This is a genomic window from Caballeronia arationis (assembly GCF_001544975.2).
Taxonomy (GTDB): Bacteria; Pseudomonadota; Gammaproteobacteria; order Burkholderiales; family Burkholderiaceae; genus Caballeronia; species Caballeronia arationis.
Window position 1 is genome coordinate 21,064 of record NZ_FCOG02000070.1, and the last position, 11,009, is coordinate 32,072.

Here is an 11,009-nt window from a genome sequence, read left to right on the forward strand (position 1 = left end):
CGCATGTGTTTTTGCACCGTGTGGCAAGACTATCACCGGTGCCTGGGATGACGTTCCAGGGTGGAATTTCATCTCATAATGTGCAAACATAAGCGCCCGGAAAGACTGATGGAGACGAAAAAATGCCCGGCGTCACCGAGCGCACGCTCGCCGTTCTCGAATATCTCGCGACACAGATGGAAGGCACACCGCTCGCGCTCATTTCCGCCGAGCTGGATATTCCGCGCAGCGCGTGTCATCGGCTGCTGGTCGATCTCAAGCAATGCGGCTACGTCCGGCAATTGCGCGAGCACGGCGACTATGTGCTCACGACCAAGCTAGTCGGGTTGGGTCTCGGCTTTCTCGCGACATCCGGCATCGTCGATATCGCTCAGACGATGCTGGACCGGCTCGCGGAGAAATCGGGGGAACTGGTGCGGCTGGCGATCGTCGATGGCGACCGCATTACGTGGGTTGCGAAGGCGCAGGGCGCGCTGAAGGGGCTGCGCTACGACCCCGACATGGGCATGGACACGATTCTTTCGTGCAGCGCGACAGGCCACGCGTGGATGATGACGATGTCCGACGAACGCGCGCTCGAACTCGTGTCGCGACAGGGCTTCGGACAGCCGAAACAGTACGGGCCGAAGGCGCCTACGACGGTGCAGGGCTTGCTCGAATTCATCCACGCGGCGAGGCAGCGCGGCTATGCGACCATCAACCAGGTCTTCGCGCCGGGCATGACCGCGATGGCGGCGCCCGTGCAGCGGCGCGGCTATCCGGCGATCGGCGTGATCAGCATCGCGGGGCCGCTCGTGCGGCTCGACGAGAAGCGCATGGAAAGCCTCGGACCGACGCTCCTGGCGGCGGCGTTGGAACTGGCCGCGGCGAGTCTCGCGTCGCCGCTATTCAACGGAAGTCGTTAACTCCGAGCGCAGGAAGTCGACCAGCGCCATCTGCAGCGCATTGAGCACGCCGCCCGAGCTCACGAGCGCGAGTTCCATCGGCGGAAGTGGCGGCAATCCGGTGCACACATGATGCTCGGGCAGCACCGCGGTCGTCGGAAGCACGGAAATCCCCAGTCCCGACGACACCGCCGCCTGAATCCCGGTAAGACTCTGGCTTCCGAACGCGATGCGCCAGCGCCGCTGCGCCTTGTCGAGGCTGCGAATCGCGCGTTGCCGATACACGCAGCCTTGTGGAAACAGCGCCAGCGGGACGGGTTCGTCCGCCGGTTCGTCCGGCAGTTCGACATTTGCGCCCCGCACCCAGACGAGCGTTTCCGGCCAGGACGCGAGACACTCGCCGCTGCCCGGCTCGCGTTTGACCAGTGCGATCTCGATCTCGCCGCCTGCGAGCTTGCGCTGCAGATCGACGCTCATTCCGGCGACCGTCTCCAGCCGCACGCCGGGCTTCGCCTTGACGAAGCCCGACAGCATCGCCGACATGCGCCGCGCGTCGAAATCCTCCGGCACACCGATGCGGACCGGCGTCAGTTTGACGTCGCTCGCGAGCGCGTCCTGCGCTTCCTGCGACAGCGCCAGAAGCCGCCGCGCGTAGTGCGCGAGCATCTCGCCGTGCTCGGTCGCCGTCACCTGGTTGCCGGTGCGGTCGCGCAGGAGGAGCGTGCGCCCAACCGACTCTTCGAGCTTGCGCACCTGCTGGCTGACCGTTGACTGCGTGCGGTGTACGCGCTCGCCCGCGCGCGTGAAGCTGCCTTCGTCGACGACGCAGATCAGCGTGTTCAGGAGTTCGAGATCCAGCATGGTCGGCTCGCTTCGTTATTTATGTTTCAACTGACGTTGAGAGTTTAATTTAATTTTCAAATGCGGTCCAACTTCCGTAGTCTGTGGGTACACGAAAACCCTCACGGAGTACGTCATGTCTCTACACAACACGAGCCGCCCGCTGTGGCTCACATTCGATTGCTACGGAACGCTGATCCAGTGGGATGAAGGTTTGCAGTCTGCGGTACGCGACATACTGCGCACGAAGCGTGGCCACGATGTCGACCCGGCGCGGCTAATCGAGGTCTACGACCGTCACGAGCATGCGTTGGAGCAAACGCCGCCTCATCGTTCGTTCCGCCAAGTTGCGGGCGACGGACTGCGCCTCGCGATGGAGGAACTCGGCCTGGCGGGAAGCGAGGACGACGGCGGCGTGCTCACCAGCCGCATTTCCGCGATGCCGCCGTTTCCCGAGGTGGTCGATACGTTGCGCCGGCTGAAGGAAGACGGCTATCGTCTGTGCATCGTGTCCAATACCGACGACGACGTCATCGCGGGCAATGTCGCGCAACTCGGCGGCTTCATCGACCGCGTGATCACCGCACAACAGGCGGGCGCGTACAAGCCGGCGCGAAAATTGTTCGATTACGCTCACGAGCAACTCGGCGTGACGAAGAACGACGTCGTGCATATCTGCGCGAGTCCGCATCTGGATCATGCGGCGGCGCGCGATATCGGCTTTCGTTGCGTGTGGATCGATCGCAGCACGGGACGCACGCTGCTGCCTGACTACACGCCGGACGCGACGCTCGCAACACTCGACCAGGTGCCGGCGCTGTTCACATCGCTCGGCTGGTAATTTTCAGGAACCACGATCATGGCGCACACGTTTTTATCCGGCCGTTCGACTGCATCGTCGCGCGGCGTGAGGCTCGATTCCGATGCAGTGAGCGAGGCACGTATCGAACTGGCGGCGTGCTTTCAGCTCGCGGCGCAGAAGGGCTTCGAGGAAGGCGTCTGCAATCACTTTTCGGCGGTCGTTCCGGGGCACGACGATCTGTTCTTCGTCAATCCGTACGGTTACGCGTTCTCGGAGATCACCGCGTCGCGGCTGCTTGTCTGCGATTTCGACGGGCATGTGATCGAAGGCGAAGGCCAACCCGAAGCGACGGCGTTCTATATTCACGCGCGGTTGCATCGCCTGATGCCGCGCGTGAAGGCTGCGTTCCACACGCACATGCCGAACGCGACGGCGCTCTGTCTGCTGGAAGGGCCGCCGCTATTGTGGCTCGGACAGACGGCCTTGAAGTTCTACGGACGCACCGCCGTCGACGAGGATTACAACGGCCTGGCGCTGGACGCATCGGAAGGCGACCGTATCGCCGGGGCGCTGGGCGATGCCGACATCCTGTTCCTGAAGAACCACGGTGTGATGGTTGCGGGCGCGAGCGTCGCCGAGGCGTGGGACGATCTTTACTATCTGGAGCGTGCGGCGGAGGTCCAGCTCAAGGCGATGAGCAGCAACCGGCCGCTCAAGCCGGTGCCGCACGAGGTGGCGCAGCGTGCTTACGAGCAAATGCGTCTCGGCGACAAGGAAAGCGCCCGTGCGCACCTCGACAGCGCGATGCGGGAACTGCGCAGGCACGGAGTCGCGTTTGACGAGTGAATGCAGGGCGATTTCGTCGTAACGCTTCCGAAACAGTCGCGTTCTCTTCCGACACGCGACTGTTTCGCTGTGTTTATCGTCTCACTCGCCGCGCTCCACGCACCGAAACCCCGCATAAACATACTGATAGTGCGCCTGAAACCAGTTGCGGAAACTCGGCCGCAGCATGCACGCGGCCGTCCGCGGCGAGCCGCCTTTCAGCACGAAGTGCTTGTCGTCGTAGAAATTCGCGGAATACCCGAGATAGAACGGGAACGGCTCGAAGTCCGGCAGCGGGCCGAACGTCGTCGAGGTCCATTCCCAGCCGTTGCCGTATTGTCCCTGCACGCCGAACGCGCTGCGATTGCCGGGATGCGCGCGCACCGAAGAAGGCTCCCAGCGACGGAAGTCGAAATTCCCGTCGGCCGCGAACGGCGCGCCTGCCGCGGCGCGCTGCCATTGCGCTTCGGTGGGCAGCGCCTTGCCCGCCCAGCGCGCGTACGCGCTCGCTTCCGCGTGGCTCACGTACACCGGCCAGTCGAGCGGCAGTGCAACTTCGTCGAACATCGTGCGCAGCGTCCAGGCGCCGCTCTGCTCGTCACGCACCCAGAACGCCGGATGCGCGACGCCCTCGCTTTCCTTCCACGCCCAGTCGGCGTCGTTCCAGTACGCGCGGTTCGCATAGCCGCCCGCGTCGACGAACGCGAGGTAGTCGCCGTTCGTCACCATGTAGCGGTCGATCGCGAATGCGGGCACCTCGATTGTCTCTTCGCCGAATTCATTGTCCCAGCCGAATGTGCCCGATGCGCGGTCGAGACCGAGCGTCACGCTTCCCGCCGGCACGCGCACCGTGTCCGGCTCGGCGGCCGCCTGCGGTACGGGTTCCTCGGTGGGGGACGGCCCGGTCTTATGATCGAGCGGCAACTGATGCAGCATGTAGGCGAGCGTCTCGGCGTGCATCAGCCGATGTTCGATCGCCACTTCGAGCAGCGTCGCCGGATCGGTTTCCGCGGTCGACGCCGCATTTTTTGCGAGTTCCGCAGGATCGAGCCCGGCGTCGATATCGTCGCGGATGCGCTTCGTGTACGCGCGCACCGCTTCGAGCGACGGCCACTCGTGCGGCTGATCGGTCGGCAGGCCGCCATCGACCGGGTCGATTCCGAAGGCGAACAGCCGGTCGTATTCGGGATTCGCGCTTGGCAGGTCGAACAGGCGCTGGTCGAAAAGATTGTGGTCGAACGCTTCGAGATGCCCGATGTAGAACACGATCCGATGCCGCTCGGCGATCGGACGCTCATAGAGATACTCGGGCTTGACGGTATCGAAGAGGGAATCAGTGATGCGGCGCGCATCGGCGAGGCGGGCCAGCAGCGGATGGCGCGGGGCGGGGTCGCGATTCATGTCGCCTTGTCTCCGTAGCGGGACGATCGAAAGATTGTCGAGTAGCAGACGCTGTGCCACCGAAAATCCGAGAATCCCGCCATGATCCCACGCTCCGGCGAATTCGTCAGAACGCGCCGCCTTCGAGCGACGCGAGCGGGGAACTCAGACCGCGCGCAAACCGTCGAAGTCGCGGATGCGGATGAACTTGCCGTGGGCGTCGATCAGGCCGCGTTGCTGGAAGCGCGACAGCGTGCGGCTCACGGTTTCGAGGGTGATGCCGAGATAGCTGCCGATGTCGTCGCGCGTCATGCGCAGCGTGAATTCCGTCGCCGCGTAGCCGCGCCGCGTAAAGCGCGCGGACAGGTCGAGCAGGAGGCGTGCGACGCGCTCGTCGGCGCGCAGCGAGCCGAGCGTGGTCAGCTGATTGGTTTCGCGGATGATCTCCGGCTCATCATCTGATGCAGCCGCCGCTGGATCGAGCCGGTTTCGCGGCAAACACGCTCGAAGCGTGCATACGGCACGATGCACACGGAACTGTCTTCGAGCGCGATCGCCGTGGACATGTGGCGGTTTTCGCCGATACCGTCGAGCCCGAGCGCATCGCCGCTGAGGTAGAGGCCCGTCACCTGCTCGCGGCCGCCTTCGCGCGATACGACCGACTTGATCGACCCCGAACGGATGGCATAGAGCGAGTCGAACGGGTCGCCGGTGCGAAAGAGCGCCTCGCCGCGCCGCACGGCGCGCGTGGCGGAAATGACGTCTTCGACTTTCTCGGTTTCCTCGGGCGAGAGGCCTTCGGGCATGCACAGATGGCGCATCGCGCAGTTCGAGCAATGGGCGGCGTGGCGGCGGGGGCGGATGGCGATTTGCATGGCGCGCTCGGTTTGACAAATGACAAACGATTGTCCCATCGAACGAGCGCGCCCCGGGCGACCAAACGTCACACTTACCGGTTCCGTCAGTTACTCGGCGGGCATTGTGGTCGATTTTTCCGAACCGGCCGCCGATGGAATCAGTAGCACCGGCAAGGTTGCCTGCCTGAGGCAGCGCTCCGCGACGCTGCCGAGGATCAGCCGCTGAAAGCCCTTGCGGCCGTGCGTGCCCATCACGAGCAGGTCGGCGTTGAAGGCGCGGGCGGCGTCGAGCACGAGCGCGGAGACGTCGTCGAGCGACGAAGCCTCGGCGGTCGCCACGTCGCCTTCGACGCCGCGCACCTTCATCGCGTCGAGCGCCTCGCGGCCGAGCGTCGCGCCTTCCTCGACGAGTTTCGTGCGCAGCGATGACGGATCGTAGCCCGGAACGTCGAAGTAGAGCGGCGTGCTTTCCACCACGTAGAACGGCTGAAGGACGGCGCCGTGCGTCGCGGCGAGTTCGAGCGCGGCTTCGAACGCGCGGCGGGACGTCTGGCTACCGTCGATCGCGACGACGATTCGTTTGAACATGCGAACCTCCTTTTTCGGCGTGGAAATAAGAACAAGATGAATCAATCTGACCGGTGTCGCATTGACGAGTGCCGCGTTCCTGAGATTTTGGCGTGGACCGGCGCGCGGAAAAGTTGCCTTACAATTCAGGCTGAGTCATTTGCGGCGAGCGCTTAATACGTGTGCGGCCGCAAGCGGCGCCCACAGCCTCCCTCCCGACCGTGACCCAGACTAATCCCGCCCTGCCGTTCCGGAACGCCCTTTTTGCGATGCTCGGCATCGGCCTCGTCAACATGCTGGTCGCGCTCGATCAGACGGTCGTCAGCACGGCGTTGCCGTCGATCGTCGCCGAACTGCACGGGTTCGAGTACTACGCGTGGATCGCGAGCGCCTATCTGCTGGCGTCGGTGGTCACGGTGCCGGTGTTCGGGCGGCTCGGCGACTACTTCGGCCGCAAGCGCTTCGTGATCGCGGCGGTGATCACGTTCACGGTGGCGTCGGTGCTGTGCGGGGTCGCGAACGACATGCTCTTTCTCGTGATTGCGCGCGGCCTGCAGGGCGTCGGCGGCGGGATGATGGTGGGCACCGCGTTCGCGTCGATTCCCGATCTCTTTCCCGATCCGCGCGCCCGCGTGCGCTGGCAGGTCGTGATGGCGGCGGCGTATGGCATCGGCACGGCGGCGGGACCGTCGCTCGGCGGCTGGATGAGCCAGCACTGGGGCTGGCGCTCGACGTTTCTCGTGAACCTGCCGGTCGGCGTGGCGGCCCTGTATTTCATCTGGGCGCATCTGCCGAATTTCCACCGTCCGCGTCAGGGCGAGGTGCGAATCGACTGGCTCGGCGCCGCGCTCGTCGCTTTCACGCTCGGCTGCCTGCAGGCGCTGATCGAAGCGGTGCCGAAGGACGGCCTGACCACCGGCAATGTCGCGCTCGCCGCGTGCGTGATCGCGGGCGCGGCGGCGCTTCTCGTCTGCGAAAAGCGCGCGACACATCCGATCATCCCGCTCGACATCTTCCGCGACCCTCAACTCGTGACGCTCTTCACGCTGTCGTTCCTCGCGGGCTTCGTGATGTTCTCGCTGATCTTCTTCGCGCCGCTCTTGCTGCAAGGCGGCTTCGGCCTCGCGCCGCAGGAGGCCGGGCTGCTCGCGACGCCGATCGCCGCCTGCATCGCACTCGGCAGCGTGATCAACACGCGCATCGTGATCCATCTGCCGAAACCGACGCTGATCCTGTCGATCGGTTTCACGCTGCTCCTCGCGGCCTCGGTCGCGCTGGCGTTCGCGCGCGCCTCGACGCCGCACATCTGGATCGAGATTCCGATGGCGGGCATCGGCATCGGGCTCGGCTTCATCCTGAACAACCTGAACGTGTTCGGACAGGAGATCGCGGGGCGCGAGCGCTTCGGCATCACGACCGCGCTCCTGCAATCGACGCGCATGGTGGGCGGCATGCTCGGCACAAGCATCGTCGCGACGATCGTGGCGCATCATTACGCGAACGTCGTCGCGCGCACGATCCGCGTGATCGGCGAGCCGGCGGCCTCCACATGGCTGCCGCGCTTTGCCGACCCGCGCATCCTGATCGACGACGGCCTGCGGCAGCGCCTCGTCGCAGACCTGCGTCCGACCGGGCTCGACGCGCAGGCGCTCGTCGATGCCGCCCGCGACGCGCTCGTGCAGTCGATCCACATCGGGGTGATGCTGACGGCGGTCGCCGCGCTCGCGGCCGCGCTGATCGTTCGGCGGATCGCCCACATCACGTTCCGCCGGGCGGGAACGATAGCGGCTGCACCGGCGGCGGCGCCCGCATCCGCGGAATGAGGTTGCCTGACGACTACTCGCGCGCTCCCAAGGTTGTCTGACAAGAAATTTGGGCGCATGCTGCGGTCGATGCCCTCGGCCGATGCCGCGCATCGACCTTGCTTGCGTTCGCCGGATCGGCTCGCCGTGAGTGCCGATCGCGACGCCGTCTGAAAGCGAGCGGAACGCTTCGGCGCCGGGCGGGTCACTCGAAGGGACGACGGCCTTGAAACGTCCGGTCGCGCAATTCCGAGGATGCGGGCAAACCGGTCCGGCCATCCAGCCATCGAAGCTCGCGGGGCGCCCAGCGCCACGCCGGGCGCCTTGAAGGAGCAAGAGATGAAGATCACCGGAGAAATGCTGATCGGCGCGAGCGCGCTGCGAGGCTCCGACGCCACGCTCCGGGCGTTCGACCCGGCCCGCGGCGCCGAACTGGAACCGACATTCGGCGGCGGCGGCGCGGCGGAAGTCGCGCGCGCCTGCGAACTGGCGGAGGAAGCGTTCGACCCGTTTCGCCGCGCATCGCTCGAAACCCGGGCGGAGTTTCTCGAAGCCATCGCGGACAACATCCTCGCGCTCGGCGACGCGCTCATCGAGCGCGCGAGCGCCGAGTCCGCGCTGCCGAAGGCGCGCATCGAAGGCGAGCGCGCCCGCACCATCGGACAGCTGAAGCTGTTCGCGTCGCTCGTGCGCGAGGGGCGCTGGATCGGCGCGACGCTGGATTCCGCGCAACCGGATCGCAAGCCGCTGCCGCGTCCCGACCTGCGCCTGCAGAAGATTCCGGTCGGGCCGGTCGCCGTGTTCGGCGCGAGTAATTTTCCGGTCGCGTTCTCGGTGGCGGGCGGCGACACGGCGTCGGCGTTCGCGGCGGGCTGTCCCGTCGTCGTGAAGGCGCATCCGGCGCATCTCGGCACCTCCGAACTCGTCGGGCGCGCAATCCAGAAGGCGGTTGCCGACAGCGGCCTGCCCGAAGGCGTGTTCTCGCTCGTCGTGGGCGCGGGCAACGCGATCGGCGAGGCGCTCGTCGCGCATCCGGCGATCCGGGCGGTCGGTTTCACCGGCTCGCGGCGCGGCGGCCTGGCACTGATCGACATTGCCGCGAAGCGCGCCGAGCCGATTCCCGTATTCGCCGAAATGAGCAGTGTCAATCCGCTCTTTGCGCTACCGGGCGCGCTGGCGGCGCGCGCGGACACGCTCGCGGCCGGTTTCGTCGATTCGGTGACGCTCGGCGTCGGGCAGTTCTGCACGAATCCGGGTCTTGTGATCGCGCTGGAAGGGCCGCATCTGCAGGAGTTCATCGACGCCGCGTCGGCCGCGCTGGAGAAGAAGGGCGCGCAGACGATGCTCACGGCGGGCATCGCCGCAGCCTACGCGGAAGGCGTGAAAGCGCGCGACAAGACGGGCGTCGAGCGCCTGGCGACCGGCGCGAAGTCGGACGCTTCGTGCGCCGCGCTGCCCGCGCTTTATGAGGCGAGCGCCGAGCAGTTTCTGGCGACGCCGCAACTCGCGGACGAAATCTTCGGACCGACGTCGCTAATCGTCGTGTGCGCCGACGAGGACGAGATGCTCGCGGTCGCGCGCCATCTCGAAGGCCAGTTGACGGCGACGTTGCATCTCGAAAGCGACGACTTCGAGTTCGCGAAGCGCCTTTTGCCGGTTCTCGAACGCAAGGCGGGGCGGATTCTCGCGAACGGCTTTCCGACGGGCGTCGAGGTGTCGTACGCGATGGTTCACGGCGGGCCGTTTCCGGCGACATCCGACAGCCGCTCGACCTCGGTCGGCGCGCTCGCGATCGAGCGCTTCCTGCGTCCGGTCTGCTATCAGGACCTGCCGGCGGCCTTGCTGCCGCAAGCGCTTTCCGACGACAATCCGCTCAACCTGTGGCGCCTGCGGGACGGCGAACTCGGGCCAAACTGAATCTAACGACAGCAAAAGGCGGGCGCACGGCGCCCGTTTTTCATTTGAGGAGACGACATCATGACGAGTCAGGAGCGCCGCTATCCCGATCCTTCCGTGCGCGTGCTCGATCCGCGTTTCAAGGCGCTCACGATCGCGTCGGCGTCGGTGGAATGCCTGTATCAGGGCGCGCGCTGGTCGGAAGGACCGGTCTGGTTCGGCGACGCACGCTATCTGCTGTGGAGCGACATTCCGAACAACCGCATCCTGCGCTGGGACGAAGCGACGGGCGAAGTCGGCACGTTCCGCCAGCCTTCGAACAACGCGAACGGCCACACGCGCGACCGCGAAGGCCGGTTCGTCTCCTGCGAGCATCTTACGCGGCGCGTCACGCGCACCGAATACGACGGTTCGATTACCGTGCTCGCCGACCGCTTCGACGGCAAGCCGCTCAATTCGCCAAACGACGTGATCGTGAAATCCGACGGCTCGATCTGGTTCAGCGATCCGACTTTCGGCATCGACGGCTTCTACGAAGGCGAAAAAGCGGAGCCGCAACTGAAGCCGGGCGTGTATCGCGTCGACGCACAGAATGGCGAAGTGAGCCTGATGATCGACGACTTCGTTGGGCCGAACGGCCTCGCGTTCTCGCCGGACGAGTCGGTGCTGTACGTGGTCGAGTCGCGCTCGGTTCCGCGCAAGATCTATGCGTTCGATGTCGTCGACGGCGGACGGCGGCTGGCGAACCGGCGCGAAGCGATCGACGCCGGGGCGGGCACGCCGGACGGCTTTCGCGTCGATGTGGACGGCAATCTCTGGTGCGGCTGGGGCATGGGCACCGACGAACTCGACGGCGTGCGCGTCTTCACGCCGCAAGGCGAGCCGATCGGACATATCGCGCTCCCGGAGCGTTGTGCGAATGTGTGCTTCGGCGGGCGGCATCGGAATCGGCTCTTCATGGCGGCCAGCCATGGGCTTTATGCGCTCTATGTCAATACGCAGGGGGTGCGGGGTGGGTAGGGCGGGCGGGGTTTGCGGGGTTTGTTGGTTTTGGCGCTTCTGTGGAACTTGCTTTCTTTGCGGTCTATTAGCTCTGCCCCTGTCCGGGGCGGGACTTACTTTCTTTGCTGCTGCAAAGAAAGTAAGCAAAGAAAGC

Annotated in this window: 9 protein-coding genes and 1 pseudogene; 6 read left to right on the plus strand and 4 right to left on the minus strand. The window is 65.6% G+C overall.

What is annotated here, in order from left to right:
- Positions 1-122 precede the first annotated feature (122 nt).
- Positions 123-905 (plus strand): IclR family transcriptional regulator, encoded by a 783-nt coding sequence (locus AWB81_RS28640; RefSeq protein ID WP_062639915.1) that lies wholly within the window; start codon positions 123-125, stop codon positions 903-905.
- Here the strand turns inward: AWB81_RS28640 and AWB81_RS28645 are convergent.
- Positions 885-1,745 (minus strand): LysR substrate-binding domain-containing protein, encoded by an 861-nt coding sequence (locus tag AWB81_RS28645; protein WP_062639918.1) that lies wholly within the window; start codon positions 1,743-1,745, stop codon positions 885-887. The genes AWB81_RS28640 and AWB81_RS28645 overlap by 21 nt on opposite strands.
- Positions 1,746-1,860: 115 nt before the next feature.
- On the opposite strand from AWB81_RS28645, the gene AWB81_RS28650 reads away from it, so the two are divergent.
- Positions 1,861-2,565: a haloacid dehalogenase type II gene (locus tag AWB81_RS28650; RefSeq protein ID WP_062639919.1), complete on the plus strand. Its 705-nt coding sequence runs from the start codon at positions 1,861-1,863 to the stop codon at positions 2,563-2,565.
- An 18-nt stretch (positions 2,566-2,583) separates the two neighbouring features.
- Positions 2,584-3,372, plus strand: a complete 789-nt coding sequence (locus AWB81_RS28655) for an aldolase (protein WP_062639922.1) — start codon at positions 2,584-2,586, stop codon at positions 3,370-3,372.
- 81 nt (positions 3,373-3,453) lie between these two features.
- On the opposite strand, the gene AWB81_RS28660 is transcribed toward AWB81_RS28655, so the two are convergent.
- The 3 genes and pseudogenes from AWB81_RS28660 to AWB81_RS28670 all read right to left on the minus strand — a co-directional run bounded on the left by AWB81_RS28660 (position 3,454) and on the right by AWB81_RS28670 (position 6,176).
- Positions 3,454-4,752, minus strand: coding sequence for an SUMF1/EgtB/PvdO family nonheme iron enzyme (locus AWB81_RS28660; RefSeq protein ID WP_062639923.1), 1,299 nt, complete (start codon positions 4,750-4,752; stop codon positions 3,454-3,456).
- Positions 4,753-4,896: 144 nt separating this feature from the next.
- Positions 4,897-5,606, minus strand: a pseudogene (gene fnr / locus AWB81_RS28665) (fumarate/nitrate reduction transcriptional regulator Fnr).
- A 90-nt stretch (positions 5,607-5,696) separates the two neighbouring features.
- Positions 5,697-6,176, minus strand: a complete 480-nt coding sequence (locus AWB81_RS28670) for a universal stress protein (protein ID WP_062639925.1) — start codon at positions 6,174-6,176, stop codon at positions 5,697-5,699.
- 161 nt (positions 6,177-6,337) lie between these two features.
- Here AWB81_RS28670 and AWB81_RS28675 point away from each other — a divergent pair, with 161 nt between their 5' ends.
- From AWB81_RS28675 to AWB81_RS28685, 3 genes are all read left to right on the plus strand, one after another.
- The gene (locus AWB81_RS28675) at positions 6,338-7,978 is read left to right on the plus strand and encodes an MFS transporter (protein WP_143753574.1); all 1,641 of its coding nucleotides are present in this window, start codon (positions 6,338-6,340) and stop codon (positions 7,976-7,978) included.
- Positions 7,979-8,296: 318 nt separating this feature from the next.
- Positions 8,297-9,874 carry an aldehyde dehydrogenase (NADP(+)) gene (locus tag AWB81_RS28680; RefSeq protein ID WP_062639929.1) on the plus strand — a complete coding sequence of 526 codons (1,578 nt, stop codon included), beginning with the start codon at positions 8,297-8,299 and terminating at the stop codon, positions 9,872-9,874.
- Positions 9,875-9,934: 60 nt separating this feature from the next.
- Positions 9,935-10,873, plus strand: a complete 939-nt coding sequence (locus AWB81_RS28685) for an SMP-30/gluconolactonase/LRE family protein (protein WP_062639932.1) — start codon at positions 9,935-9,937, stop codon at positions 10,871-10,873.
- The last annotated feature ends 136 nt before the right edge of the window (positions 10,874-11,009 follow it).